At 76.0% G+C, this 26851-nt stretch carries 17 protein-coding genes, 1 tRNA gene and 1 pseudogene; 6 read left to right on the top strand and 13 right to left on the bottom strand.

Annotated features, from left to right (window positions below):
* The first annotated feature begins 21 nt into the window (after positions 1–21).
* Positions 22–3405 (top strand): DUF4132 domain-containing protein, encoded by a 3384-nt coding sequence (locus tag OHA34_RS08685; RefSeq protein ID WP_329521283.1) that lies wholly within the window; start codon positions 22–24, stop codon positions 3403–3405.
* 6 nt (positions 3406–3411) lie between these two features.
* On the opposite strand, the gene OHA34_RS08680 is transcribed toward OHA34_RS08685, so the two are convergent.
* Positions 3412–4536 carry a cystathionine gamma-lyase gene (locus OHA34_RS08680; protein WP_329521282.1) on the bottom strand — a complete coding sequence of 375 codons (1125 nt, stop codon included), beginning with the start codon at positions 4534–4536 and terminating at the stop codon, positions 3412–3414.
* A 62-nt stretch (positions 4537–4598) separates the two neighbouring features.
* Between OHA34_RS08680 and OHA34_RS08675 the strand changes: the two genes are divergently transcribed.
* The 5 genes from OHA34_RS08675 (at position 4599) to OHA34_RS08655 (ending at position 14745) form a co-directional block, all read left to right on the top strand.
* Entirely contained in the window at positions 4599–7937 is a 3339-nt protein-coding gene (locus tag OHA34_RS08675) for a DUF4132 domain-containing protein (RefSeq protein ID WP_329521281.1), read from the top strand.
* 148 nt (positions 7938–8085) lie between these two features.
* The gene (locus tag OHA34_RS08670) at positions 8086–9201 is read left to right on the top strand and encodes an ATP-binding protein (protein ID WP_285940520.1); all 1116 of its coding nucleotides are present in this window, start codon (positions 8086–8088) and stop codon (positions 9199–9201) included.
* Entirely contained in the window at positions 9201–11537 is a 2337-nt protein-coding gene (locus OHA34_RS08665) for a DUF5682 family protein (protein WP_329521280.1), read from the top strand. The genes OHA34_RS08670 and OHA34_RS08665 overlap by 1 nt, the downstream gene beginning before the upstream one ends.
* Positions 11534–12685 carry a VWA domain-containing protein gene (locus OHA34_RS08660; protein ID WP_285940517.1) on the top strand — a complete coding sequence of 384 codons (1152 nt, stop codon included), beginning with the start codon at positions 11534–11536 and terminating at the stop codon, positions 12683–12685. The genes OHA34_RS08665 and OHA34_RS08660 overlap by 4 nt, the downstream gene beginning before the upstream one ends.
* Positions 12682–14745, top strand: a complete 2064-nt coding sequence (locus tag OHA34_RS08655) for a hypothetical protein (RefSeq protein ID WP_329521279.1) — start codon at positions 12682–12684, stop codon at positions 14743–14745. The genes OHA34_RS08660 and OHA34_RS08655 overlap by 4 nt, the downstream gene beginning before the upstream one ends.
* 47 nt (positions 14746–14792) lie before the next feature.
* On the opposite strand, the gene OHA34_RS08650 is transcribed toward OHA34_RS08655, so the two are convergent.
* From OHA34_RS08650 to OHA34_RS08595, 12 genes and pseudogenes are all read right to left on the bottom strand, one after another.
* Positions 14793–15578: a class I SAM-dependent methyltransferase family protein gene (locus tag OHA34_RS08650; protein WP_329521278.1), complete on the bottom strand. Its 786-nt coding sequence runs from the start codon at positions 15576–15578 to the stop codon at positions 14793–14795.
* A 146-nt stretch (positions 15579–15724) separates the two neighbouring features.
* Positions 15725–16147: pseudogene (locus tag OHA34_RS08645) on the bottom strand (lysophospholipid acyltransferase family protein); the annotation flags it as partial.
* Positions 16144–16953: a phosphatidate cytidylyltransferase gene (locus OHA34_RS08640; protein ID WP_329521277.1), complete on the bottom strand. Its 810-nt coding sequence runs from the start codon at positions 16951–16953 to the stop codon at positions 16144–16146. The pseudogene OHA34_RS08645 and the gene OHA34_RS08640, both read right to left, overlap by 4 nt.
* Complete coding sequence (locus OHA34_RS08635; protein WP_285940509.1) at positions 16950–17522, bottom strand: CDP-alcohol phosphatidyltransferase family protein; 573 nt, start codon at positions 17520–17522, stop codon at positions 16950–16952. Before OHA34_RS08635 ends, OHA34_RS08640 begins: the two co-directional genes overlap by 4 nt.
* Positions 17523–17605: 83 nt before the next feature.
* A complete protein-coding gene (locus OHA34_RS08630; RefSeq protein WP_285940508.1) occupies positions 17606–18547 on the bottom strand; it encodes an MBL fold metallo-hydrolase in 942 nt (313 codons plus the stop codon).
* Entirely contained in the window at positions 18544–19773 is a 1230-nt protein-coding gene (locus OHA34_RS08625; protein WP_285940506.1) for a vWA domain-containing protein, read from the bottom strand. The genes OHA34_RS08630 and OHA34_RS08625 overlap by 4 nt, the downstream gene beginning before the upstream one ends.
* Entirely contained in the window at positions 19770–21005 is a 1236-nt protein-coding gene (locus OHA34_RS08620; RefSeq protein ID WP_329521276.1) for an AAA family ATPase, read from the bottom strand. The genes OHA34_RS08625 and OHA34_RS08620 overlap by 4 nt, the downstream gene beginning before the upstream one ends.
* Positions 21002–22852 carry an ankyrin repeat domain-containing protein gene (locus OHA34_RS08615; RefSeq protein WP_285940503.1) on the bottom strand — a complete coding sequence of 617 codons (1851 nt, stop codon included), beginning with the start codon at positions 22850–22852 and terminating at the stop codon, positions 21002–21004. The genes OHA34_RS08620 and OHA34_RS08615 overlap by 4 nt, the downstream gene beginning before the upstream one ends.
* Positions 22849–24006 (bottom strand): gala protein, encoded by a 1158-nt coding sequence (locus tag OHA34_RS08610; RefSeq protein ID WP_329521275.1) that lies wholly within the window; start codon positions 24004–24006, stop codon positions 22849–22851. The genes OHA34_RS08615 and OHA34_RS08610 overlap by 4 nt, the downstream gene beginning before the upstream one ends.
* Before the next feature lie 2 nt (positions 24007–24008).
* Entirely contained in the window at positions 24009–25448 is a 1440-nt protein-coding gene (locus tag OHA34_RS08605; protein ID WP_329521274.1) for an SDR family NAD(P)-dependent oxidoreductase, read from the bottom strand.
* Between the two features lie 21 nt (positions 25449–25469).
* A tRNA-Arg gene (locus OHA34_RS08600) sits at positions 25470–25542 on the bottom strand.
* A gap of 127 nt (positions 25543–25669) precedes the next feature.
* The gene (locus OHA34_RS08595; protein WP_329522383.1) at positions 25670–26746 is read right to left on the bottom strand and encodes a rod shape-determining protein; all 1077 of its coding nucleotides are present in this window, start codon (positions 26744–26746) and stop codon (positions 25670–25672) included.
* Positions 26747–26851: the final 105 nt, after the last annotated feature.

Genomic DNA, 26851 nt, shown 5'->3' with positions numbered 1-26851 from the left:
CGTCCTCTAGGGTGCGGTCGCATGGCGATTCCCCCCTCTGCCCCGTCCTCGCCGCCGGACGAGGACACCTTGGTCCTCCCCGACGCCTGGCGCCGTGACCTGCATCCGCGCCGGGGCGGTGCCGCCGGTCCCGGGATCGAGATCGACGCGGGGGCGGTGACGGCCGCCGGCGCGCTCGTCCAACAGGTCCGGGGCACGGTCGAGATGGTGCTCGCCCGCTGGCCCGGTGACGCCGGGCCCGCCGCGCGCGTCCGCGAGCATGTCGACGGGCTCGACGCCGACGGGGTGCTGTCGCGGCGGCCCGATCCGTTCGGCGCCGCGGTGGTGGCGGCGGTCGCGGGCGGCATGCCGCGGGCGCGCAGGGACTTCGGCGAGGTCTTCGTCGACGCCTGGACGGCCCTTCACGGGGTCGCCTTCGCGGCCTGCACGTTCGCGGAACTGACCCAGATGTCGTTCGGGGACGGGGAGTTCTCCTTCGTCCCGTCCGGCGAGTACGCGGCGTTGCCGGAGGAGGCGCCCCGCCGGCTGCGGGCGCTGCTGGCGGCGTCCGGCGCCGACGACTACCGGGACGCGGTCGCGGGCCTCGCGGCCTGCCGCCGGACGCCGTTCCAGCGCCTGGTCACCGGCTACCTCGTCCCGACCGAGCGTGGGTGGGTGGACGAGGTCTGCGCGGACCCGCCCCCGGCGGAGGTCGGCCCTGCCGTTCACTGGGCGATGTTCTGCGCCCTGAGCACGGCCGACCAGGTCCGTGCCCTCGGTGGACTACCGATTCCGTGCACCGGTTCCCGCCTGTTCGGCATCATGACCACGATGGCCGACGGGCTCGGCGGGGCCGTGGCGCCGCTGCTGGCCGCGCTGCTCGACGGCGGAGCTCAGTTCATAGCGCGCCGGCGGGCCGTCGAGGTGCTCGCCGCGCTGCCGTCCGACGAGGCGTGCGCGGTGCTGGCGTGCCGCGTGGATCGGCGGGACGCGCGGCTCGGAATGCTCGCGGTGATGGAACGCTCTCCGGCGCGGGCGCTCAGGGCGCTGGCCGAGGCGGCGGGCACGGCGGAGGCGTCACCGCACGCCGCGGAGCTGCTGAACGACCAGGTCCGCGCCGACCCGGGCATGGCCGCCGCCGAACTGCCCGGCCTGACCGCCGGTGCCCGCGCGCTCGTCGAGCCTCTGGTCGCGACGTGGAGGCGGGCCGAGGAGGCTTCCGCCGAGACGCTGCCGCGTGTGCTGACCGAACCGCCGTGGACGCGCCGGCGGCAGAAGACCGGGCAGCCGGTCCTCAAGGGCCTGACGGCCCCCGCCGAGCAGTCCGTCGTGTGGGGGCCGGCGGAACGTGACGCCTGGCTTCAGACCGTCGTCGCCTATCCCAACGACTGGTGGGAGGGATGGTCCGGATACGCCTCGCTGGAGCCCGTGCCCGCGGCCGACCGTCCCGCCTGGGAGAAGCGGATCGCCGACTTCCGTGCCAGACGGCTCACCCGCCAGAAGCAGACGGCCGTGCTGCTGGGCGGCCCCGAGGAGAGCGTCCGCCCCCTGCTCGCGGGCTGGTTCCTCGAGGGCTGGGTCCGCACGGCCGGCCCCAGCGACTCCGAGCAATGGATGCCCCCCGTCCTGGCCCGCTTCGAACTCGACGCGCTGCCCATCGCGATCAGTTTCGCGCGCAGTGGGCCGATTCGTTTCGGCGCGCTGCTCGTCCCGTTCCTGAATGCCGAGGTGGCCGCGCTGATGGCCGACTGGGCGTCCCGGCTGCGCGGAGGGAAGGAGATCACCGACGCCTGGTTCGCGCGGCACGGTGTCACGGTGGTGCCCCACCTGGTGCCCGCCGCCCTCGGGACGGCGGTGAAGCGGCGCCGCGACGCCGAACGGGCGCTGCACGCCCTCGCCTCCGCCCACGGCGGGGACGCCGTCGTCGAGGCCGCGCGCGCCCATGGTGCCGAGGCCGCCGACGGCGTCGCGGCGATCCTGGCGCGCGATCCGCGGGATCTCGTCCCGCGCAAGATCCCCAACACCGGCTGGGCCGATCCGGCCCGCCTCCCGCAGGTGCTGCTGCGCGACCGCGCCGACCGGCTCCCGGACACGGTCGTCGCGCACCTGGTCACAGCGCTGGCGCTGTCGGCTGAGGACGGTGAGCCGCACGAGGGCGTTCGGGCGGCCCGGGAGATCTGCGACCCGGCGTCCCTGGCCGACCTCGGCTGGGAGCTGTTCCAGCTCGGACCCGGCTGGACGCTCACCACCCTGGGCTGGACCGGCGACGACGCCGTGGCGCGCCGCCTGACCCCGCTGATCAGGGCCTGGTCGGGCGACGGCCGCCACCAGCGCGCGGTCAGGGGGCTGGACGCTCTGGCGAACATGGGCACCGAGGTGGCGCTGAACCAGCTCAACGGGATCGCGCAGACGTCCCGGTACAAGGGGGTCAAGGCCCGTGCGCAGGACCGCATGGCCGACGTCGCCGCCGCGCTCGGCCTCACCGCCGAACAGCTCGCCGACCGCGTCGTCCCCGACCTCGGGCTGGACGAGGCGGGCGCGACGACGCTCGACTACGGCACCCGGCGGTTCGTCATCGGCTTCGACGAGCGGCTCGAGCCGTGCGTCGCCGACGAGGACGGCACGCCGCGCAAGTCCCTCCCGAAGCCCGGCGCCAGGGACGACGCCGGGCCCGCCCGCGCAGCCTACGCGCGCTTCGCCGAGCTGAAGAAGGAGGCGCGGGCGATCGCCGGCCTCCAGATCCGCCGGATGGAGGCGGCGATGGTCGCGCGGCGCCGCTGGACGCCCGAGGAGTTCGGGGCCCTCTTCGTCCGCCACCCCCTGATGCGGCACCTCGCGCGCCGCCTGGTGTGGCTCGCCGACGACGGCGGCGAGATCGTCCCGTTCCGCCTCGCCGAGGACCGCACCCTCGCGAGCGCGGGCGACGACGTGCTCGTCCTCCCCGCCGCCGCGCGCGTCGGCATCGCGCACCCTCTGCACCTCGGGGACGCCCTGGCCGCCTGGTCGGAGGTGTTCGCCGACTACGAGATCCTCCAGCCGTTCCCCCAGCTCGACCGCCCGGTCCACACCCTCACCGCCGAGGAGCGGGCGGGCACCCGCCTGCGCCGCTTCGAGGGCCGCACCGCCTCGGTGGGGAAGATCCTCGGCCTCACCCGGCGCGGCTGGGAACGCGGCGGCGCCGAGGACGGCGGCCTCGAATTCCGGATCTTCCGCCCCCTCCCGGACGGCCGCGCCGCGGTGATCGGCCTCGATCCCGGCATCCCGGTCGTCGCCACGGACTACGCGGAGAAGCAGGAGCTGGAGGCCGTCTGGCTGAAGGACGGCCCGCAGAGCCTCCACCACGCCCCCGAACTGCCCTTCGGCGAGCTGGATCCGGTCATCGCGTCCGAGATCATCGCCGATCTCGAGGAGGTGGTCCGGGCCTGAGCCACTTCACGGGGCCTCCGCGGCGGCGGACAGGGCCGCAGTGACGTCCGCCAGGAGGTCGGCGGTGTCCTCGACGCCGACGGAGAAGCGGACGAAGCCCGGCGCGACGGCGTCGCCGCCCCAGCGTCCGCGGCGCTCCGCCGAGCTGTGCACGCTGCCGAAGCTGGTCGCCTGGTCGACGAGGCTCAGGGCGCCGAGGAACCGTTCGGCGTGCGCCTCGTCCGGCAGGGTGAACGACACCACGCAGCCGAACTGGCGCATCTGGCGGGCCGCGCGCTCGTGCGCGGGGTCGCCGGGCAGTCCCGGGTAGCGGAGCCCACTGATCTCGGGACGGTCGAGGAGGGCGCCCGCCAGGGCGAGGGCGTTGACGGCCTGCCGGTCCAGCCGCAGGTGCAGCGTGGCGAGCGAGCGGTGCGCGAGCCACGCCTCCATCGGGCCGGGGATCGCGCCGACGGTCTTGCGCCAGAGCCGCACGGCGTCGGCGAGCCCGGGGTCGCGGGTGGCGACGTGGCCGAGCATCAGGTCGCCGTGCCCGGTGAGGGCCTTGGTGTCGCTGGCCACCGAGAAGTCGGCGCCGAGGTCCAGGGGCCGCTGCCCGAGCGGGGTGGCGAGGGTGTTGTCGACCGCGACCAGGGCGCCGGCGGCGTGCGCGGCCCCGGCGATCCGCGCGATGTCGCAGACGTCCAGGCCCGGGTTGGACGGGGTCTCCAGCCAGACGAGGGCGGCGCCGTCGAGCGCGCCGAGCTGAGCGTCCCCGGCCGTGCGGGCCGTCCGCACATGGACCCCGTACGATTCGAGCCGCCCTCGGAGCGCCCGTGTCGTCTGGTAGCAGTCGTCCGGCAGCACGACGGTGTCTCCGGCCTTCACCTGCGACAGCAGCACCGCGGACACGGCCGCCATCCCGGACGAGAACGCGGTCACCTCGGCGCCGCCCTCCAGCTCGCCGATCGCCCGCTCCAGCAGCGTCCACGTGGGGTTGGTGTCGCGCCCGTAGGTGTACGGGCCGGTCGGCTCGCCCGGCAGGTGGTAGTGCGCGGCGAACACCGGTCCAGGGAGGCCCGGTGCGTGCTTCTCCGCCTGCGGCCTGCCCGCTCCGACCGCCAGTGTGCCGTCGCCGATCTCGTGTCCCATATCGTCCATGATCCCCCACGGCCGGTCCGGACTGTCGTACGGCTCCTTTACGGTGAGTGGCCATGGATGATCAGCTCCCCTCGGACGAGGATGTCCTGGTGCTCCCCGAGTCCCTGCGCGGCGGGGTGCACCCGCGCCGTGGCGGCCCGCCCGGCCCGGCGGTCGAGATGGCCGGGGACGCCGCGGAACGGGTCCGGGTGCTCATGGAGTTCGACCGCGACCACATCGACGAGGCGCTCGCCGATCCGGCCGCCGACCGCGGCATGGTCGAAGGGGCCCGGCGGCATCTGGGCGGCGAGGCCGACCCGATGGGCGCGGCGGTGGTCGCCGAGATCATCTGCACCGGGCGGGACGACCGGTACCACCTGGAGGAGCTGTTCACCGACTCGTGGATCGCCGGGCACGGCCTCGCGTTCGCCGCGTGCGCGTTCGCGGAACTGCCCGACGTCTCGGCGCACCAGAGTCTGCACTCCATGTACGCCGACCCCTTCTGGGGGCCGACCTGGGGCGGGCGGCCCCCGTCCGGCGAGGCCGCACGCAGAGTCCGGGTGCTGCTGGCGAACGCGGGCGACGCGGAGTACCTCGACGCGGTGGAACGGCTGGCGGCGTTCCGCCGGTCCCCGATGCAGCGGCTGGTCGTGTCGTACCTGGTGCCGACCCGCGACGACTGGGTGGAGGAGTGCTGCGCCCTCGAGACGCCCTGGAGCCTGAAGAGGTTCCTGCTGCCCTCGGTGAGCACGCGCGCGCACGTCGAACTGCTCAGCGGCTGGTTGCGGCTGGGCTACGACGACTGCCGGGACGGCTCCGTCATCACGATGACCGAGTCGCTCGGCCCGATGGTCCTCCCGCTGCTGGCCGCCGGGATGGACGCGAACGGGATGCCGTCCATCGGCCACGCGGAGCTGCTCGCCGCCATCGGCGTGCTCCCGACCGACGAGGCGTTCGCCGCGATGGTGGAGCGGATCGAGCTCCAGGAGGCCCAGACCGCGCTGCTGACGGCGATGGAACGCTTCCCTGTCCGCGCGGTCAGGCTGCTCTCCCCGGCCGGTGCGGGCACGTCACGGGCCGCCGAGCTCGCCACCGAGCTGCTGAAGGCGCACCTGCGGGCCCATCCCGAGCTCGCCGCCCGCGGCGACCTGCCCGCGGAGGCCGCGGCCCTGGCGGCGTCCGTCATACGGGTGCCGGACGCTCCCGCGGAAACGGTGCCGCGCGACCTGGTGGAGCCGCCCTGGCTCCGTCCCAAGGAGAAGGCCAAGAAGCCCAAGGCCGTGCAGAGGGACGACCTGCCGGTCGTCACCGGTCTGACCCCGCCCGCCGGTTCGGAGGTCGTCTGGGAGCCCGGCGAACGCGAGAGGTGGCGCGACGCCGGGCACACGTCCCGACACGGCCACGATGACTGGGACGAACGGAAGTGGAAGCAGGCGGTGCAGGGGTTCGACGCCGGTTCGATGGGCTTCCGGCCGTGGGAGCAGGCGCGGTTCCTGGCGGCGGGCCCGGACGAGTTCGTCCGCCCCCTGCTCGGCGAGTGGAATCCGGAACTCGGCATGCTCGACGTCCGCCACATCAAACCGCTCGCGGCGCGGTACGAGCGAGACGTGCTGGACGTGGTGTACGGGGTCGCGAAGCGGTTCCCCACCGACAAGGGCGGTCTGCTGCTGCCCTACCTCCGCGCCGATGTCGCGCGGCTGGCGGCCGACTGGCTGGTACGCCTCCCGTCGGCGCGGGACCAGGCGCGCGCCTGGTTCGCCCGGCACGGCCTGACGGCCGTCCCGTACCTGGTCCCGGACGCGCTGGGCAAGCGCGCGGCGCCCCGGCGCAACGCCGGGGCCGCGCTCCGGCTGATCGCCGCGGACCGGGGCCGGGACGAGGTCGTCCGGGCGGCTCGCGCCCACGGTGACCAAGCCGCGGAGGCCGTCGCCGCCATGCTCTCGGCCGAGGCACCGGAGCCCGTCGCCGAGAACCCGGCGGTGGCGCCGGCCAAGCGGCGTCCGACGCCGCGCCCGGTCCCCGGCTGGGCGGACCCGGCGGCGCTTCCGCAGGTGCTGCTGCCCGGACGTGACCGGGCGCTGCCCGACTCCGCGACGCGGCATCTGCTGACGATGCTGGCGACGTCCAGGCCCGATGAGATCTACCCGGAGGTCACGACGGTCGCCGCGGCGTGCGATCCGGGATCGCTCGCCGAGTTCGGCTGGGCGCTGTTCCGGCGGTGGCAGATGCTCGGGATGCCGCCGGCGGACGGCTGGGCGCTGACCGCGCTCGGCCCGCTCGGCGACGACGACGTCGTCCGGCGGCTGTCCTCGCTGATCCGCGCCTGGCCGGGGGAGGGCGGGCACGCCAGGGCGGTCCGGGGCCTGGCGGTGCTGGCCGGGATCGGGACGGAGGTCGCCCTCATGCACCTGCACGGCATCGCCCAGCGGGTGAAGTACGGCGGGATCCGGGCCGCGGCCCAGGAGCGGATCGGTCAGATCGCCGAGAGCTTGGGCCTGACCGCCGACGAGCTGGGAGACCGGCTCGTTCCCGATCTGGGGTTGGACGCGGGCGGTGCGCTGACCCTCGATTATGGTCCGCGGCGGTTCGTGGTCGGGTTTGACGAGCAGCTCAAGCCGCAGGTGTTCGATGAGGACGGTACGCGCCGCAAGTTCCTGCCGAAGCCGGGGGCGAAGGACGACGCCGACCTCGCGCCCGCCGCCTACTCGCGGTTTGCCGCGCTGAAGAAGGACGTGCGCGCGCTCGCGTCCGACCTGCTGCTGCGGCTGGAGACGGCGATGGTCGTGGGACGGCACTGGACTCCCGCGGGTTTCCGGGCCTTCTTCGTCGAGCATCCGTTGGTGTGGCACATCGCGCGGCGTGTGGTGTGGGTCGCCGAGGACGGTGACCGCGTCACGACCTTTCGCGTGGCCGAGGACAGTACGTTCGCTGACGTCCAGGACGATCCGTTCGACCTGCCCGAGTCGGCGCGCGTGGGGATCATGCACCCGCTGCCTCTCGGTGATGCTGTCGCGGCCTGGTCGGTGGTGTTCGCCGATTACGAGATCCTCCAGCCGTTCCCGCAGCTCGGGCGCCCTGTCCACGTGCTCACCGATGAGGAGCGGACGACTGGGAGGCTGAAGCGGTTCGAGGGGCTGAAGGTCCCGTCCGGCGCGCTGCTCGGCCTGGAACGGCACGGCTGGGAGCGGGTGCAGGACGATCGCGCCATCGTCGACCAGGTGGTGCGCGACCTCGCGGACGGTGCTCGGGTGTCCATCGAGTTCGAGCCGGGGATCTTTATCGGCGACCTGGACCACACCGAGGAGCAGCTCCTCGAGCGGGTCACCCTCGTCGGCGCGGCCGGCGCCGTGGCCGCGTCCGAGATACTCGGCGACCTGGAACGGCTCACGGCGGGGACCACGGCCGGTGAATGATCCATATACCGGGTGGTCTGTCGTACCGCTCCTCTACGGTTGGGGCACGGTCGACGGGAAGGCCGGCCCGTCGGGCGCGGCGGCGCTCGTGCCCGTCACCGCGCCGGCCGAGCGCGCCGTCTGACCCCTCAGAACCGAAAGAACTCCGATGACCGTAGAGAAGACCGTGGACAAGACCGAGCAAGAGCAGGTGCAGCGGCCCCCGGCCGAAGTGCGGTACGCCGACGAGCTGCGGCGGCTGCGCGAGACCGACACCGCGCCGAGGCCGCCCGGCTGGGCGCTCAGCCTGGAGGCGGCGCGCCGCTTCATCGTCGGCGACGACGCGCGCGGGATCCGGCGCAAGTTCGTCGGCGACCCGTCGCTGATCGACCGGGCGCTGGTGACCCTGGCGACCAGCCGCGGGCTGATGCTGGTCGGCGAGCCCGGCACCGCCAAGTCGCTGCTGTCGGAGCTGATCGCCGCGGCGGTCAGCGGCGACTCGACGCTGACTATCCAGGGCGGCGCGGCCACCACCGAGGACCAGATCAAGTACTCCTGGAACTACGCGCTGCTGGTGTCCGAGGGCCCCTCCACCCGCTCCCTGGTGCCCGCGCCGCTGCTCGACGGCATGGCCGGCGGCAAGGCGGTCCGGTTCGAGGAGATCACCCGCTGCCCGCTGGAGGTGCAGGACTCGCTGCTGTCGCCGCTGTCGGACCGGGTGCTGGCGATTCCCGAGCTGACCGGCCCGGACGCGATGGTCTTCGCCCGCGAGGGGTTCAACATCATCGCGACCGCCAACACCCGCGACCGGGGCGTCAACGAGATGAGCGCGGCGCTCAAGCGCCGGTTCAACTTCGAGACGGTGTTCCCGATCGCCGACTTCGCGACCGAGCTCGACCTGGTCGAGACCGAGGCCGCCGCGCTGCTGGAGCAGTCCGGCGTCGGGGTGCCGCCGCGCCGCGACGTGCTGGAGGTGCTGGTCACCGCGTTCCGCGAGCTGCGCACCGGGACGGCCGCCAACGGGCAGTCGATGGACCGGCTGACGACGGTGATGAGCACCGCCGAGGCGGTGTCGGTCGCGCACGCGGTCGGCATCCGCGGGTGGTTCCTGCGCGGTGAGCAGGGCCGGGCCGCCGACATCGTGGAGTGCCTGGCCGGGACCGCCGCCAAGGACAGCGCCGACGACCTCGTGCGGCTGCGCCGCTACCTCGAGCAGCAGGCGTCGCGCCGTTCCGGCGAGCAGTGGAAGGCGCTGCACGCCGCCCGCAACCTGCTGCCCGGCTGATGGCGGTCACCTTCATCGGGGTCCGGCACCACAGCCCCGCCTGCGCGGGGCTGGTCGCCCGCACCATCGAGCGGCTCCGTCCCGCGCACGTGCTGGTCGAGGGGCCCGCCGACTTCAGCGGGCGGCTGGACGAGCTGCTGCTCGGCCACGACCTGCCGGTGGCGATCTTCAGCTACTACCGGGACGCGGAGCGGGTGCACGCGTCCTGGTCGCCGTTCTGCGCCTACTCGCCCGAGTGGGTGGCGCTGACGGCCGGCCGGGCGTGCGGCGCCGAGGTGCGGTTCATCGACCTGCCCGCGTGGCATCCGGCGTTCTCCGAGCGGCGCAACCGCTACGCCGACGCCGACGAGAGGTACGCCGAGGTCAGCGCGCGGCTGTGCCGCAGTTTCGCGGTCGACAACACCGACACCCTCTGGGACCACCTGTTCGAGGTCGAGCAGGACGGCGACCTGGAGGAACGGCTCGCGTCCTACTTCGACCTGGTGCGCGGCGAGTCGCCCGCGGGCCCGGACGACACCGCCCGCGAGGCGTACATGGCGCGCTGGATCAGGGCGGCGGAGGCCGACGCCGGCGACCGGCCGGTCGTGGTCGTCACCGGCGGCTTCCACAAGCCCGCGCTCCAGACCCTCGCCGCCACCGCGGGCGACACCGCGTGGCCCGAGGTACCGAGTCCGCCGGACGGCGCGGCCGGCGGCGGGTTCCTGGTGCCGTACTCGTTCCGGCGGCTCGACTCGTTCACCGGCTACCAGTCGGGCATGCCGTCGCCCGAGTACTACCAGCGGCTCTGGGAGGACGGCCCGAAGGCGGCGGCGAACGGCCTCACCGAGATCGTGGTGGCACGGCTCCGCGAGCGCCGGCAGGTGGTCTCGACCGCCGACCTCATCGCCGCGCGGACCCTCACCGAGGGCCTGGCCCGGCTGCGCGGCCACGGCTCCCCGGCCCGCACCGACCTGCTGGACGGCCTGGTCGCCGCGCTCATCACCGACGACCTCGAACAGCCGCTCCCGTGGACCGACCGCGGCCCCCTCACGCCCGGCGCGCATCCGGTCGTGGCCGAGATGGTCGGCGCGCTCAGCGGCGACCGCGTCGGCCGGCTGCATCCGCGCACCCCGGCTCCGCCGCTCGTCCACGACGCGGCGGCCGAGCTGGAACGGCTCGGGCTCGACCGGGCCGGGACGGTCGCCCTCAAGCTCACCGACGAGCGGGGCCTGAGGCGCAGCCGCGTCCTGCACCGGCTGCGGGTGCTTCGCATCCCCGGCGTCGTACGCCAGTCCGGACCGTCCACCGGCGCCGATCCGGTGCTGGAGGAGTGCTGGCGGCTCGACCCGGGCGACGCGGCCGGGCCGAGGCTGTCCGCGCTGATCGAGGCGGGCGCGTACGGCGCGACCCTCGCCGACGCGTCGGCGGCGGCGCTCGAGGAGCGGATGGCCGGCGCCGGCACCGACATGGAGCGGCTCGCCGCGGTGCTGTTCGACGCGGCGCTGAGCGGCTGCGGCGACCAGTCCGACCGGATCGCCGAGACGATCGCCGCCGGGATCGCGGGCGCCTCCGACGTCGGCGCGCTCGGGCACGTGCTCGGCACCGTGCTCGGCCTGTGGCGGCACGACCGGTTGCTCGGCACCGCCCGCAGCCTGCTGTTCGGCACCGTCGTCGAGGGCTGCGTCACCCGGGTGCTCTGGCTGATCGAGGGGGTGCGCGGTGGTCCGGCCCCGGCCGACCTGGACCGGCTGCGCGCGGTCGCCGCGACCCGCGACGCGCTGCTGCACGCCGCCGGGCCGCTCGGCCTCGACCGGGACGCGGCGCTCGGCGTCGCCGCCCGGATCAGCGTGAACGCCGACGTCCCGCCCGATCTGCGCGGGGCCGCTTTCGGTCTCGGCTGGGCGCTCGGCGTCGCCGCCGACCCGGTCCGGGCGGTCCGGGGCGCGTCCGGCCCGCGCACCCTCGGCGACTGGCTCGCCGGGCTCTTCGCGCTGGCCCGCGACGAGGTGCTGAGCGCCGGCGACGCGGGCGCGGGCGCGGACGGCGACGTCAAAGCGGGTGCGGGCGCGGGCGGCGCGGGCGTGCTGACCGTCCTCGACGAGATGATCACCGGGCTGGCCGCGACGGACTTCCTGGTGGCGCTGCCCGCGCTGCGCCAGGCGTTCGAGTTCTTCCCGCCGCGCGAGCGCGAGGCGATCGCCCGCGGCCTGCTCGAGCGCCGGGGTGTGCGCGGCTCGCCGCGGGCGCTGCTGCGCACCCCGGTCGACCCCCTGGTGATCGCCGAGGCGAGCGTGCTGGAGGACAGGACAGATCGGTGCCTCCACGAGGAGGGCCTCATCCGGAAGGAGCCGGCGTGACGACGCCCGACCTCGAACGCTGGCGGCTCGTCCTCGGGTCGCCCGCCGAACCCTCCACCGGGGCGCTCAGCGACGAGGCGGCCGGGCGCGACGCGGCGCTCGACTGGCTGTACGGCCGCGACCCCGATCTCGACCGCCGCGGCGTGCGTCGCGGCGGTGGCGGTGGCGGTGGCGAGCCCGGTGGCCGGGAGGGCGGCGACGGGCCGTCCGCGCTCACCACCGTCGACTGGCTCGACGAGGTGCACCGGCTGTTCCCCAAGGAGACCATCGAGCGGCTGGAACGCGACGCGGTCGAGCGCTACGAGATCCACGAGGTGGTCACCGACCCCGCCGTCCTGGAGCGCATCGAGCCCAATGCGACGCTGCTGCGCGCGGTGCTGCGCACCAAGCACCTGATGAACCCCGAGGTGCTCGCCCTCGCCCGGCGGATCGTCGAGGCGGTGGTGCGGGACCTGATGGACAAGCTCGCCACCGAGGTCCGGCAGACCTTCCACGGCACCCGCTCGCGCCGGCCCAGCCGGATCAAGCAGTCCCGCAACTTCGACTTCCACCGCACGATCCGCGCCAACCTGGCGCACTACCGGCCGGACGAGCGGCGCGTCTACATCGAGCACCCGAGGTTCGTGTCCCGCACCCGCCGGCACCTGGAGCAGTGGCAGGTCGTGCTGCTGGTCGACCAGTCCGGCTCGATGGCCGGATCGGTGATCCACGCGGCGGTGACCGCCGCGTGCCTGTGGGGCCTGCCGGGACTCAAGACCCACCTGGTCGCCTTCGACACCGCGGTGGTCGACCTGACCGCCGACGTCACCGATCCGGTCGAGCTGCTGATGAAGGTGCAGCTCGGCGGCGGCACCGACATCGCCGGCGCGGTCGAGTACGGCGCGACGCTGGTCGAGAGCCCGCGCCGCGCGATCGTCGCGGTCATCACCGACTTCTACGAGGGCGGCGACTCCCACCGGCTGGTCCAGGCCACCCGGCGGCTGGTGCAGCAGGGCACCCAGGTGCTCGGGCTGGCCGCGCTCGACGAGGACGCCAATCCCGACTACGACCGGGGGATGGCGCAGCGGCTCGCCGATGTCGGCGCGCACGTCGGCGCGATGACCCCGGGCGAGCTGGCCGCGTTCGTCGCCGAGAGGATCGGCGCATGATCCGCACCGACCTGCTCGCGCTGACGCCCGACGCGCTCGCCGCGCTCGCCAACCGCGGCCTGGTCAAGCGCGCCGCCAAGGACCTGGACGCGGGCAACGGCCCGCAGGTCGCCGTGACCGGCGAGGGCACCGTCGAGGGCGTGTTCCCCGACGGCGCGCGGACGGCGCTCCCGGCGGGCGCCGGCCTGGAGGCGGCGCCCTGCACCTGCGCGGCGCCCGGTATCTGCCGGCACCGGATCTGCCTCATCCTCGCCTACCAGCGCGAGGCCGCCGACTCGGCCGTCACCGATACCGACGCCGCCGACACGGCCGCTACTGCCGACGGCGCCGCCGGTGCGGGGACCACCGCGCCCGGCGAGCCGTCCGCGACGAAGGGGGAGGCGCGGCCAGGCCCGCCCTCGAAGGACTGGTCGCCCGGGGGGTTCGGCGACGACGCGCTCGCGAAGGTGTTCGGCGAACGGGCGCTCACCGCCGCGCGGCGCGCCTTCCGTGCCGGGTACGCCGCGCGCGTCCGCAGGTCCACCGCCGACGACCCGGTCGCCCAGGTCGAGCTGCCGACCTGCACGGTGCGCTTCCTCGTGCCGGGCGAGCTCGGCTACGTCCACACCGACGCCACGGCCGCCGTCCGCGGCGAGATGGTCGTGCTGGCGGTCTGGGCGTTCCGCGCGGCGGACGAGCGCGGGCCGTCCACCCGGGGCGGCACCGGCGCCGCCATCGACGTCGGCGGCGGCGCCGCGGCGTCCGGCACCGGGATGGAGTCCGCGCTGGAGCTGGCCGACCAGGTGCTGATGGAGGGCGCGATGCACGCGGGCCCGGTGCTCGGCACCGCGCTGCGCCGCTCCGCGCGCGAGCTCACCGCCGGCGACCTGCACTGGCCCGCGGCGGCCATGGTGGACGTCGCCGAGCAGCTCGCCGCCTACCACGAGCGCCGCGCCGACTACGAGCCCGCCCGCTTCGCGTCGCTGCTCGCCGAGCTGCACGCCCGGCACCGCGCGGGCGGGCACGACGGCGGCAGCCCGCGGTCGGAGGTCCTCGGGACGAACGAGTCGGCCGAGACGCCGCTGCGCCGGGTCAGGCTGGCCGCGCTCGGCTGCCGGATCGGCGGCACCGACGCCGAGCGCACCGCCGACGTGTTCCTCGCGCATGCCGGCACCGGCGTCGTCCTGGTGCTCAGGCGGCGCTGGGACGTGCCCGAGGGCACCACCCTGACCGGCGGCGACGTGGCCGGGCGGCGGGTCTCCGGCGCCGGCCCGCTGCGCGCGATCGCGACGGCCAACGTCGTCTCCGAGACCGCGAGCCGCAGCGCCAGCCGGGTGGTGCGGCTCGCCCCCGGACGGGTCGCCAAGACCACGGTCACGCCGCTCGGCGGCGCCTGGACGGGCCTGCCCCCGTCCCTGCTGATCCGTGACCTGCGCGCCTTCCAGGACACGATGGACGCGCTCCCGCCCCGCCTCGTCCGGCCCCGGGTGGAGGCCGAGCTGGTCAAGGTCGTCGAGATCGCCGAGGTGCGGTCGCTCGGGTACCACCCGGGCGACCAGCGGCTGGAGGCGGTGGTCGCCGACGCGGCGGGCACCGCGGCCGTCGTGTCCGCCACCTACAGCGCGCACGCCCCGGCGGCCCTGGACGTCCTCGCCGAGGCGCTGAAGGGCGGGCCCTCGCACCTCAGCGGCGTGGTGAGCCGGGCCCGCGGCGGACTGGTGATCGACCCGGTCGCGGTGCTGACCCCGGACGGCGTCGTCGCGCTCGACCTGGCGCCGGGCGCCGGCACCGCCGCGCTCGACGGGCTCGGCGCGCGCGCGGCCGATCCCCTGGAGGAGGCGCTGGAGGCCGCGCTCGGCGTGTGCGCCGACCTGGCCCACCGGGGCCTGACCCACGTCCCGGCCGGGGTCCGGGCGCGGCTCGGCCAGGCTCGCGGGACCCTCGAACGGGTCGGCCTGCGCGCCGCCGCCGGCGTCCTCGAGCGGCTCGCCGCTACGCTCGACGGCGACGACCCGCGCCGGGCCGCCGAGAGCTGGGTGGACGCCCAGATCCGCCTGGTCACCACCGCCGAGCTGCGCTGACCGCCGGGGAGACGGGCGGGGTGAGCGGGCGCGGTCAGCGGGCGCGGTCAGCGGGCGGTGGTGACGGCGAACAGGCCGACGTCCTCGACGCGGGAGGCGACGTCGGTGAAGCCGGCCTCCTTGGCCCACACCTCGGTCTCCCCGGCCGGCCGGCACTTCATCACCCAGCGCTCGCCGAAGCGGTTGGGCAGGACGTTGGCGATGAAGTCCAGTTGCGGGTGGCGGGTCTGCGTGGTGAAGACCAGCGTGCCGCCCGGGGCGAGCAGCTCGCGGAGCGAGGCCATGGACGCGCGGATGACCTCGTCGTCCAGGAGCAGCTCGTACAGGCCGGACACCACGATGACGTCCGGCGGCCCGAACGCGGGCGGCTCAGGCGCGAACGCGTCGCCCCGCTCGTAGGCGATGTTCAGCAGCCGGCGCTCGGCCGCCGTCGCCGCGCCGCGCCGCAGGCCGGCCGGGGCCAGGTCGCGGCAGAGCACCCGGTGCGCGTGGCGCGAGGTGTCCTCGGCCAGGAACTCCTGGAGGTAGCGGCCGGGCCCGGCCGCCACGTCCAGGATCTTCAGCGGGTGCCCGCGGCGCGCCGCCTCCTCGCGCAGCGTCCGCTTGAGGAGCACGGCGCGGGCGCGGATCGCCCGCCAGCCGACGGCGTTGAGGTAGACGCGGTCGATCAGCCGGCCGGCGCCGAGGACGCCGTGGGAGCGGTTCTCGTAGACGTAGTCGAGCATGGTGCCGCTGTCGAATCCGTGCCGGTAGCCGATCCGGATGCCGCGGGAGGTGCGGCCGGCGGTGCGGAGCAGCAGCCGGGCGGCGGCCCATCGGGCGTCGTCGAGCATGTGACTTCCTCTCGGGAGAGCCCGCGGACGATCCGGCGGGCGGTCTGAAGGTCGTGCACGGGCTCGCCGAAGCGGACCCGCACCCGGGTGCGGTGCAGCCGCCCGTGCACGCCGAGCAGCTCGCGGGTGCCGACGAGACCGACGGGCACGAGCGGCACCCCGGCGAGATCGGCCAGGCGCGCCGCGCCCGAACGGAACGGGCCGACCTCGCCGTCCCGCGACCGCGTCCCCTCGGGGAACACGACCACGGCGCGGCCCCGGGCCAGCAGCGCGGCGGCCCCGGCGAGGTCGCCGAACCCGCCCCGCTCGCGCCGGACGGGGAACCCGGCGACGACCGTCCGGCACACCAGGGCCCGGAGGCGCCCGGCGAACCAGTAGTCGGCCGCCGCCGCGACGACCGGGCGGCGCCGCGCGGGCAGCGCGGCGAGGAGGGCGGCGGTGTCGGCGTGCGAGGAGTGGTTGGCCACGATCACGCAGGGACCGGCCGGCGGGGACCCCTCGACCTCGATGCCCCCGGAGAACCGGAACCCGGCGCGCCAGCCGGCCCGGCGGAGCAGCGCGGCGATCATGACAGCACCAGCGCGACGGCCAGCGCCACCAGCAGCGAGTCGATCCGGTCGAGCAGCCCGCCGAACCCGGGCAGCCAGTTGCCGGCGTCCTTGACCCCGGCGCCGCGCTTGAGCATCGACTCCAGCAGGTCGCCGAGCGGCGCCCCGGCGGCGACGGCGAGCACGGTGGCGGGGGTGGCGGCGCCGAACAGCGCGAGCACCGCCACGCCGCCCAGCGCGCCGCCGGCGATCCCGCCCCAGCGCTTGGCCGGGCTGAGCGGCGACAGCGCCGGGCCGCGCAGCAGCTTGCCGCCGCACCAGGCCGCGACGTCGGCGACGGCGATCGCCGCGCAGAGCGGGAGGGCCAGCTCGCCGAGCAGGACCAGCCCGCTCAGCGGCGCCAGCCACACCACCCCGAACACCGCGCCCCGGGCCCGGTCCGCGCCGCCGCCCGCGTCCCCGGCCAGCACCGGCACCAGCGCGACGGCGAGGAGCGCGGCCATCAGCAGCCGCAGCATGTGCCCCGGCGCCAGCCACGCGGTCAGGGGGAAGGCGACCAGTGCGGCGGCCATCACCGCCAGGTCGGCCCGGCGCAGCCGGGCCAGCCGGGCGTACTCGGCGGCGGCGACGAGCGCGACCCCCGAGGCGAGCGCGGCTGCGCCGGGCGCGCCGAGCAGGAACGCGCCGCCCACGATCGGGACGATCGCCAGCCAGCTCAGCCAGCGCCGCACCAGCTCGCGGTCGCCCGACCGCCAGACCGCGACGCCGGTGACGGCGAACGCCCCGGCCAGGTAGGGGGCCGGCAGGGCGGAGAAGGACGGGATCACAACGACCTCCGGAGCCGGGCGAGCCGGAGCAGTGCGGTCAGCAGCGACCCGGCGGCGAGCACCGCGAGGAGGGGGACGGCCCAGCCGGTGAAGGCGATCAGCGCGAGCAGCAGGCACCGTTCGGTCTTGCCGACCGGTCCGCCCTGCGGGCGCGGGCCGCCGGCCGCCGCGCCCGCGAGCGAGGCCCAGGACGGCAGCGTCGCGGCGAGCGCCGCCGTGGCCACCAGCCAGGCCGGGGCGAGCGCGAGGCAGCCCGCGAGGACGGCCAGCTCCGCGGCCCGGTCGCCCAGCTCGTTGACCACCGAGCCCCACGGCGTGCCGCGCCCGGTCTCGCGGGCGAGCGCGCCGTCGAGGTTGGCGCAGCCGAGCCGCGCCGCCAGCAGCGCGGTGACCAGCAGTCCGGCGAGCGGGCCGGGCGCGGTGAAGGCGAGCGCGCAGCCCGCGGCGGCGCCCGCGGCGACTCCGGCGGCGGTGACCGCGTCAGGGGAGACCCGGCGCCGGACGAGCGCGGCCCGGATCCCGCCCAGCCGGGCGGCGTACCAGGGCTTGAATGCGTACAATCCGTCCATACCGACCAGCGTCGCGCGCGGCCGGGGGCCGGGACATCCGCTCGGCTACTCGGTTACCAGTGAGTAGTGGTACCTGGCCGGGGCTACGCGCGGCAGGTCAGCGGGCGTCCGCCGTTGAAGGCCACCATGTCGGTCAGCGCGGGGACCGGGTCGATCCGGGCGCCGGGCTCCGCGCCGTCCAGCTCGGCGAGGGCCCGGTACAGGTTGCCGACGAGCCGTTCGGGGTCGGTCAGCCCGGCGTACTCGCCGAGGTCGGTCTCGCGCGCCGCCTCCAGCGGGGTCAGCCCCGCCGCCCGCGCCGCCGCGGCCGTGTCCTGGACGAACCGCAGATAACCCAGGACCTGGCCGATCAGCTCGGGGCCGGCGACCGGGCCGTGCCCCGGGACGATGGTCTCGGCGCCGAGCGGCGCGACGACCTCCTCCAGCACGGTGATCGCCCCGGCGACCGACCCCTGCATCAGGAACGGCGTGCCGCCGTTGAACAGCAGGTCGCCGCAGAACAGCACCCGCCGTTCGGGGATCCACACGAACGAGTCGTTGGTGGTGTGCGCCGGGATGCCCGCGGCCCGGACCTCGCACCGCAGGTCGTCGACCCACAGCGTGACGCCCTCGGTGTAGGTCAGGAACGGCGGTTCGAGCTCGACGTCGCCCCAGTCGACCTCGGTCCAGAACGGAGCGTCGAACGGCCTGCCCCAGCCGAGCGCGCACTCGCGGGTGGCCTCGTGGCCGACGATGGTGGCGCCCTCGAACAGGTAGTTGCCGAAGGTGTGGTCGCCGTGGTGGTGGGTGTTGACCAGCGTCCGCACCGGCCGCGGCGTGACCGACCGGATCGTCTCCAGGTAGGCGCGGGTGCGCCGCTCGGTCGAGCAGGCGTCCACGCTGGTCACGCCGCGCCCGCCGACCAGGAAGCCGGTGTTGTTGATCCACCAGGTGCCGTCCGGCTGGAGGTAGGCGAAGACGCCGTCCGACACCTCCTGGAGCCGCGGCGCGCCCGGGGCGGTGACGTCGTGCGCGGTGTCGCTCATGAAGGCTCCTCCAGCCGTACGGTCTCCACCCAGTCCGGCGGGGCGGGCGCGCCCGCGCCGATGAGCGCCGCGATGAGGCGGCACGAGGGCGTCTCGCCGGGCCACGGAGTGTAGCCGTCGGTGAGGACGATGACCACGTTCGGCCGGTCCCGCTGGGCGAGGGCCGCGGCGATGCCGACCCGCATGTCGGTGCCGCCGCCCCCGCCCAGCTCGACCTGCTCGGCGGAGGTCACCCGCGACACCACGTGCACGTCGGCGTCGCACGCCAGCACGCTGACCCGCTCGCCGCGCACGCCGACCTCGCGCAGCACCCCGGTGACCTCGGCCAGCGCCGCCGCGAGCTCGTCCTCGCCCATCGAGCCGGAGGTGTCGATCACGATCGCGACGCGTGGCAGCGGGCGGCGCAGGCTCGGCAGCACCACCCCGCGCAGCGCCGGGGTGCGGCGGGACGGGCGCCGGTAGGTGTAGTCGACCGCGCCGCCCGCCCACGCGACCGCCTCGCGCACGGCGCCCGCGAGCACCCGCCGCCAGTCGACGACCGGCTCCAGGATCTGGTCGGCCCAGCGCTTCCACCCCGCCGGGAGGTTGCCGCGGGAGCGGGCGTGGGAGCGGATGGCCTCGGCGGTGGACCGGCGCAGCGCCCCGGCTTCGACCGGGGTGACGCTCGGCGCCCCGTCCGGCCCCGAGAGCTCCCAGGGGGCCGCCCGCCCGTGCGCGCCCGAGCCGCAGTCGACGCGGCGGGGCTGGGGCGGGATGCCGGCGAGGTAGCCCTCGAACAGCAGGCCGACCGGGAGGCCGAAGTCGCCGGGCTCGACCCGTCCCGCCGGGAGGAGGAGCCCGTCGGCGAGCAGGTCGTCGTTGATCTCGCAGTCCTGGGCGATGTTGACCCGGGCGTGGTCGCGCTGGTCGGCGGCGGGCAGCCGGTCGGCCCGCCCGTGGTGGTCGCGGAGCAGGTGCGACACCTCGTGGATCCAGACCCCGGCCAGCTCCGGGACGGGCGTCGCCGCCACGAACGCGGGCGATACATAGCAGCGCCAGTGCCGGTCGACGCCCATCGTCGGGACGAGGGCGCTCGGCACGACCGACAGCGAGTACAGGGCGGACGCGAGGTAGGGCCGGTCCTCCGCGGCCCGGTAGCGGGCGGCGAGCAGCTTGGTCCGGTCGAGCGTCGGCGGCTCCCGCCCGGCGAGGTCACCGGCGCCGTGCTCGGCGGCGTCCACGGTCACCCGCCGCCGGGCAGCGCCCCGGACAGCCGCAGCAGGTCCACGAACCCGTCGATCCCGCTCGGCACGGGCCAGTCGGTGTCGCGCAGCACCGCCAGGTCGGCGGCGGCGCGGGCCGCGACGTCGGGCACGCCCGCGTCGACGGCCTTGGCGAGCACCGTCCAGCCCGCCTCCCAGCGGCGGCGGGTCGGCTCGCCCTGGACCGAGGCGACCACCGAGGTCAGGAACGCCAGCTGCCGGTCGCCGCGCTCCGGCAGCGCGAACGCGTCGGGGTTGGCCAGCACCCGGTCGGGATCGGGCAGGTCGAGCTCCTCCAGGTAGGCGAGCAGCTCCATTCCGGCGCCGTCCCCGATCGCGCCGATCAGCGCCGACGACAGCGCCTCGCCGCTCGCGCCGGTCGCGTACCCGGTCGCCAGCAGCCGGAGCGCCATCTCCCAGCTGCGCGGCGACGGCCACGCGCCGCCCCGCGCCTCGGCGTCGGCCGGCAGGTGGTGCGCCAGGCCCGGCCGCGCGGTGAGGAACCCCGACACCGTGCCGCGGGCGCGGGCGACCGACGAGGCCACCTTGCCCGGGTCGACCACCGGGACCGTCAGCTCCGGCCAGGTGCCCGCCATGCCGCGCGCGACCGTCCGGGGCTGATGCGTCCAGTGCAGGTGGACGAACCGGTTGGCCAGCGGGGGGCTGAGATGCCAGCCGTCGGCGGCGCTCGCCGGCGGGTTCGCGGCGGCGACGACCCGGACCGGCTCGGGCAGCGTCAGGCTGCCGACCCGCCGCTCCAGCACCACCCTGAGCAGCGCCGCCTGCACCGCGGGCGGCGCCGACGACAGCTCGTCGAAGAAGACCATCCCGCGCCCGGACCGGGCCAGCCGCACCGCCCAGTCGGGCGGCGCCATCGGCACCCCGGTCGCCGCCGGGTCGTCCCCGATGACCGGCAGCCCGGCGAAGTCGGACGGCTCGTGCACGCTGGCGATGACGGTCTCCAGCGGCACCCCGAGCCCGGCGGCGAGCCGTTCCAGGCCCGCCGACTTGCCGATGCCCGGCTCACCCCACAGCAGGACGGGGATGTTGGCCGCCACCGCCAGCGCGAGTGCCTCGAGCTGGGGGCTGCGGGCCGGCTCGGTCCGCCAGGCCCGGGTCCGCCGGTTCAGGTCGTCGGCCGCGGCCAGCAGATCGGGCGGCGGCGGCGCGGACGGTTCCGCCGGCGGCGCCTGCGCGGCCTCGAGATCGGCGCTCACTCTTGGTCGTCCTCCCAGTCCACGTCGTAATAGTCCCAGTCCTCGACGCCGATGCCGGGGTGCTCCCGGTCGATCCGCTCCTTGAGGAAGTCGAGGTCCTTCCGGCGGAAGGCGTGGATCATGTTGTTGATCGAGGCGCCGTTGTCGTCGACCGCGTCGATCCGCGCCCCGGCCGCCAGCAGCGCGCGGACCAGGGCGGGGGAGCCGCGGGAGCCCACGGCCGAGTGCAGCGGCGTGCACGCGCGGTGGTCCAGGTCCTCCAGGCCGAGCCCGGCCTTCAGCAGCCTGGGCAGCAGCTCTTCGTGGTCGACCAGGTGCAGGAGGTGCAGCAGGGTCTGCCTGCGGCCGTTGCGGACGCTCGGATCGACCCCGGCGTCCAGCAGCCACAGGACTCCGGCCGTGTCGCCGTGCTGCGCCCGCTGGAACAGCTCCCGCCGCTGCGCGAGCAGCGCCTTGGGTAGCCTGCCCCGACCGGACGTCCAGGCCCGGTGGGCGCCGAAGCATCCGGACAGGGCGCCGCCGAACGCCAGCAGCGCGAGTTCGCGCTCCCGCTCCTCATCGGTGTGCGGCATGGTCAGGGTGCCGCCACGGAACCGCATCTCGTGCCACCCGCGGCCCTGGCAGCGGACCCGCACAGACCTGGGGGCCTCAGGACCAGGCGGGCCGACCGGCCCCTCGGCCGCCGGCCGCCCGGGGAACAGCGCCGCGCGGACCAGCGGGTGCAGCCGCTCCGGGGTGATCCGGCCCGCGCGCAGCAGTTCGAGGTCGGGGAGCCGGGCGCAGTGGTGGTCGGCCAGCGCGGGCCAGTCGCGGTGCGGGGGGCCTCCGGAGAGGGGCCGGACGCGCGGACGCCGCGTACCCGAACCGGTCTCGAAGATCAGCCGTCGGCGCCGGGCGAACGTGGCCTGCACGCTGTCCGCGCCCTTGAGGTCCGCCAGCCGGGCGGCCTCGCGGGCGACGACGGCCAGGTTCGCCTTGCGCAGCAGACCCCACAGTTCGTGCGGCGGCTCGGCGGGTGTCCCGTCGGCGGACGGCGGCAGGTCGAAACCGAGGACGTCGAAGGCCGCGGCGAGGTCGCCGCGCTGGTGGAGCAGGGCGACCCACTCGGTGAGCGCCGTGGCGTCGCCGGGCCCGGGGGCGGCGGACGGGAGCTCGGCGGCGGTGAGCGGGGTGCCGTCGGCCTGGAAGAACGGTGCCCGCCCGTCACCGCCGCAGGCCGCGAGCAGCTCCCCGGTCCGCCGGACGTCCCACCGGGCCCGCGCGGAGGTCCAGTCGAGCGTTGTGCGGGCGTCCGGATTGGCCCGCTGCTCGTCGGCCCCCGTGTCGCCGAACCGGAGGACCAGCCGCTGGTGCCCGTCCACCCCGATGGGCGTGAGCACCTGGAGGACGGCCGGCCCGGGTCGCGCCGCGCCCGGCCCGCCCGCGCCCGGCCCGCCCGCGCCCGGCCCGCCTTCGCCGGGCTCGTCGTAGTCGGCGAGGACGAGGGCCAGCCCGGGACCGAGGGTCGTCCGGCCGTTCAGCGCCCTCGGCAGGTGCCAGCGCAGCAGGTCCGGCGCGAGGTGGAGCAGGTCGGTGCTCAGCCGTTCGGCGACCTGGGCGCCGTGCTCGCGGGCGACGGCGTGGACGTCGAAGGCGACGTCGATGTTCGCCGCCGTGCAGGCGCCCCGCCAGTCGCCCGCCGCCCGCCGCGCGGTGGCCAGCTCGATCATCCGGCGCGGCACGGCGTAGCGGCGGATCCGCTCCCAGTCCGACAGCTCATCGGTGACGAACGCCGCCCAGTTCGTGCCCGCCGTGTTGAAGGCCGCCCAGTTGGTGCCCGCGGTCACTGGGTTCGTGCCCGCGGTCACCGGTAGACGCTGGAGATCGCGTGCAGGTCGGGGTGGGTTCCGGCGGCGGGGCGCAGCCGCGGCGCGAAGGCCCGCTTGACCTTGCGCGGCACCCCCGGGCCGAGCCCCACGTACTCCAGCCGCGTGTCGGCGGCGACCCCGGCCAGCAGCGTCTTGGCGCCCCGGCCGGTGAGGCCGGTGTGTCGCAGCTCGAGGCGGCGCAGCGGGCTGCCGGGCAGCGCCTCGGCCAGCGCCGCCGCCCCGTCGTCGCCGGTGGCGTTGGGCGGCGCCCCGAGGGCCCGCTCCGACGGCGGACGGCCCAGGTCGAGCGCCTCGATCCCGGCCAGCGCCCCGGCGAGCGCCCGCGCCCCGGCCGGGCCGAGGCCGTTGCCGCCCAGGCCGAGCCGGACGGGCCCGGCGCCCTCATCGGCCCCGGACCCCGACCCCGTGCCGATCGCCGAGGCGAGGACGGCCACGCCCGCGTCGCCGAGGTGGTTCGCGGGCAGGTACAGCTCGCGCACGCCCGCGTCACGGATCAGCGCGGACAGCAGGTCGGCGGCCTCGGGACCGAACCCGTTGCCGCCGAGGAACAGCCGCTCGAGCGGCCGGTCCCGCCGCGTCAGGGCGTCCAGCAGCGCGCGCAGGCCGTCGAGGCCGAGCCCCGTGTTGACCAGGTCGAGCGTGCGGAGCGCGGTGTTGGCGCGCAGCATCGCCGCGAGCGCGCGGGCCCCGGCGTCGCCCACCGGGTTGCGCTTGAGCCACAGCGCGCGGACGGTGCCGTCCGAGGCCAGCGGCCCGGCGAGCGCGGCGGCCCCGTCCGCGTCGATCCGGTTGCAGCCGAGGTACAGGGTCTCCAGGCCGTGGCCGGGCTCCAGCGCCGCGGCGACCGTCCGCGCCCCGGCGCCGCCCATCGCGTTGGTACCGAGCAGCAGGTGCGCCGCGTGCGGGGACGCGGTGGCGGCGGGCACCACCCGGGCCACCCCCTCCGCACCGAGACCCTGCTTGCACAGGTCGACCCGCCCGTCGGCGCGCAGCGTCCCGAGCGGGAACGTCTCGTCGGCCGTCACGGGTGCCGGCGCCGCCAGCCGCGCCAGCAGCGGGTCGAGCGCGGCCGGGTCGGCGAGCGGCACGTCGGGGTGCTCGATCGCCGGGCAGCGTACGGGCGTGGGTTCCATGCTCACCATTCCACCGGTCGGTAGTCCTTCAAGAACAGTCCGGACATCCGCTCGCCGCCGAGGCCGCGCACGATCGGGTCGTACACCCGGGCGGCGCCGTCGATGACGTCCAGCGGGGGCCGGAACCCGGCCTCCCGCTGCGCGAGCTTGCCGGGGTGCGGGCGCTCGTCGGTGACCCAGCCGGTGTCCACGCTGTTCATGTGGACGCCCGAGGCCGCGTAGTCGGCGGCGGCGGTGCGGGTCAGCATGTTGAGCGACGCCTTGGCCATGTTGGTGTGCGGATGCCGCACCGTCTTGCCCTCGCGGGAGAAGCTGCCCTCCATCGCCGAGACCTGCACCACGTACCGGTCGGGCGAGGGCGCCGACTCCAGCAGGCCGCGCAGCCGCGCGGTGAGCAGGAACGGGGCGAACGCGTTCACCATCTGCACCTCCAGCCACTCGGCCGGGTCGACCTCGTGCAGCCGCAGGGTCCAGCTGTTGCGGTCGCGCAGGTCCAGCGGCTGGCCGGTCTCGTCGGTGCGCCCGGCGGGGAACAGCGCCTCGGCAGCGCCGTCCCGCACCGCGACCACGGCCGGATCGGCGGCCATCCCGGCCTCCAGGACGGCCCGGCCGCCCTCGGCGACGTCGATCGCCGCCGCGGCCCCCGCCAGCGCCTCGGACTCGGCCGCGCGGACCTCCCGGTGGTACGCGGCGGGCCGCCGGATGGTCTGCGCCGCGTTGTTGACCAGGATGTCGAGGTGGTCGAACCGCTCGTGCACCGCCTCCAGCATCCCGGCGACCCCGGGCAGGTCGAGCAGGTCGACGCCGTGGACGTGCAGCCGGCCGAGCCAGTCCGCCGCGTCGGGGACGGCCGCGTATCGGCGCGCCGCGTCGCGCGGGAACCGGGTCGTGACCAGCACTTCCGCGCCGTCGCGCAGCATCTTCAGCGCGACCTGGAAGCCGATCTTCACCCGGCCGCCGGTCACGATCGCGCGCCGCCCGCGCAGATCGCAGCGCGCGTGCCGGCGCGCCGTGTTCTCGGCGGCGCATTCGGGGCAGAGCAGGTGGTAGTCGGCGTGCACATCCCGGTAGGGGGCCTTGCACACGTAGCAGCGCCGGGACGCGGCCAGCACCCGCCCGGACGCGCCGCCACCGCCGCCCGGCTCGCCGATCTCGCGCGGCCCGCCGGTCCCGGCCTCGGGATTCTGCTCCTGGAACCGGGTGGCGGACGCGAGCGCGTCCAGATCACTGCGCCGGCGCTCGGCGTCGCGGGACGCCTTGCGGGCCTTCTTGCCCGCCCGGTGCACCTGCGACGCGGCCCGGTGCACTGGCTGCCAGCGCGGGTCGTCCGGGTTGGTCGCGCGGGCCCGCTCCAGCACCCGCAGGCACGCGGCGAGCTCGGCCGGGTCGGGGACGGCCGCCTCCTCCTCCGGCGTCTCGACCGGGGCGGGGGTGGTCGGCACGGCACTCCTCACGGATCGGGGCGGGACCGGTCGGATTCGAACCGACGTCCTCCAGCTCGCGGCTTGGGCGCGACGACCTCTGCGCTACGGTCTCGCCACGCGAGAGCCTAGCGAACATCGCCGACATTCCGCCCAAGATCAAAGAAGCTCGGACGAGCCCTCCCACCAGCACCCGCCGCCGTCACTCCACCGCGTCGCGCCGCCGCCCCGCGGCTCCGAGATCAGGTGAGGGGCTGGCATCTCCGCGTCGGCCACACGCCGATCGAGACCCCGTCGCGCGCCTTGCGCAGCGGGAACCGCCCGCCGCGCGGGACGCCGTGCCGCAGGAACTCGGCCGCGCCGAGCACGGCCGCGTCGGCGGCGTCCTCCCCGACCCGCGTCCGCAGCCCGGTCTCCGTGCCGATCAGCCGGTCCAGTCCGGGCAGCCGCGCCGCGGCGCCGGTGAGGGTGAGGCCCGAGCTCATCAGGTCGCCGGAGATCTCCGGCGAGCAGCGGCCGATCCCGATCCGGATCGCGTCCACCATGGCGGCGATCGCGCCGGCGATCGCCCGGTTGATCTCCGCGGCGGTCAGCACCACCGGGCGGGGCAGCCCGGTGGCCAGGTCGCGGCCGTGCACCATGGCCTGCCGGGTCCGCTGCCGCCCGCGCGGCGCCACGCTCCCGACCGCCAGCTTGGCCGCCTCCGCCGCGGCGCGGGACAGCAGCACCTCGTGCTCGCGCCGGACGTGGGCGACGATCGCGCGGTCCAGCGCGGCCCCGCCGATCCTGGCCATGTGCGAGCTGACCAGGCCGCCGAAGGCGATGATCCCGATGTCGGTGATGTAGGCGCCGATGTCGGCGACGATCATCACGTCGGCGCCCGTGCCGGCCGGCCCGCTGCCGGCCGCCGCGGCGAGCGGCGTCGGAACCAGTTCGAGCTGCCGGGCGCCCGCCTGGTAGGCGGCCGACTCCACCGCCTCGTACTGGAGCGGGGTGAGGTCGCTCGGGACCGCCACCACCATCCGCGGCCGGGCGGTGTAGCGGCGCCGGTGGTGCGTCCGGACCAGGTGCCGCAGCAGGTACTCGGTCTCGTCCGGCTCGGCGGGCGCGCCGTCGCGGATCGGCTCGATCAGGGACACCTCGTCGGTGAGGCCGGCCAGCTCCTGGGCGGACGACCCGAGCGCCAGGATCCGGCCGCTACTGCGCGACCGCGCCAGGACCGACGGCTCGCGGGCGACCACACCCCGGCCCCGGACGTGCATCCGGACGGTCGTGCTGCCCAGGTCGACGGCGGTGTCGCGGCATGAGTACTCCCACATGCTCACGCCCCCACGCTGTGCGCGCCCGGGGCCCCTCGCCGGTGTGCCGCCGCGTCGTCCGCCCCAAAGTCCCCCATAGCCGCGCCCCCCGACATCCGGCCGAAT

Source organism: Spirillospora sp. NBC_01491 (genome assembly GCF_036227065.1).
GTDB lineage: Bacteria > Actinomycetota > Actinomycetes > Streptosporangiales > Streptosporangiaceae > Spirillospora > Spirillospora xylanilytica.
This window is presented reverse-complemented; position numbering and strand designations above follow the sequence as displayed.

Excerpts from the sequence above, each read along its gene's own strand:
- OHA34_RS08650 (WP_329521278.1), bottom strand. The coding sequence starts at position 15,578 with ATGCTCGACGACGCCCGATGGGCCGCCGCCCGGCTGCTGCTCCGCACC.
- OHA34_RS08630 (WP_285940508.1), bottom strand. The coding sequence starts at position 18,547 with ATGAGCGACACCGCGCACGACGTCACCGCCCCGGGCGCGCCGCGGCTC.
- OHA34_RS08680 (WP_329521282.1), bottom strand. The coding sequence starts at position 4,536 with ATGGGACACGAGATCGGCGACGGCACACTGGCGGTCGGAGCGGGCAGG.
- OHA34_RS08655 (WP_329521279.1), top strand. The coding sequence starts at position 12,682 with ATGATCCGCACCGACCTGCTCGCGCTGACGCCCGACGCGCTCGCCGCG.
- OHA34_RS08595 (WP_329522383.1), bottom strand. The coding sequence starts at position 26,746 with ATGTGGGAGTACTCATGCCGCGACACCGCCGTCGACCTGGGCAGCACG.
- OHA34_RS08685 (WP_329521283.1), top strand. The coding sequence starts at position 22 with ATGGCGATTCCCCCCTCTGCCCCGTCCTCGCCGCCGGACGAGGACACC.
- OHA34_RS08675 (WP_329521281.1), top strand. The coding sequence starts at position 4,599 with ATGGATGATCAGCTCCCCTCGGACGAGGATGTCCTGGTGCTCCCCGAG.
- OHA34_RS08665 (WP_329521280.1), top strand. The coding sequence starts at position 9,201 with ATGGCGGTCACCTTCATCGGGGTCCGGCACCACAGCCCCGCCTGCGCG.
- OHA34_RS08670 (WP_285940520.1), top strand. The coding sequence starts at position 8,086 with ATGACCGTAGAGAAGACCGTGGACAAGACCGAGCAAGAGCAGGTGCAG.
- OHA34_RS08635 (WP_285940509.1), bottom strand. The coding sequence starts at position 17,522 with ATGGACGGATTGTACGCATTCAAGCCCTGGTACGCCGCCCGGCTGGGC.
- OHA34_RS08610 (WP_329521275.1), bottom strand. The coding sequence starts at position 24,006 with ATGGAACCCACGCCCGTACGCTGCCCGGCGATCGAGCACCCCGACGTG.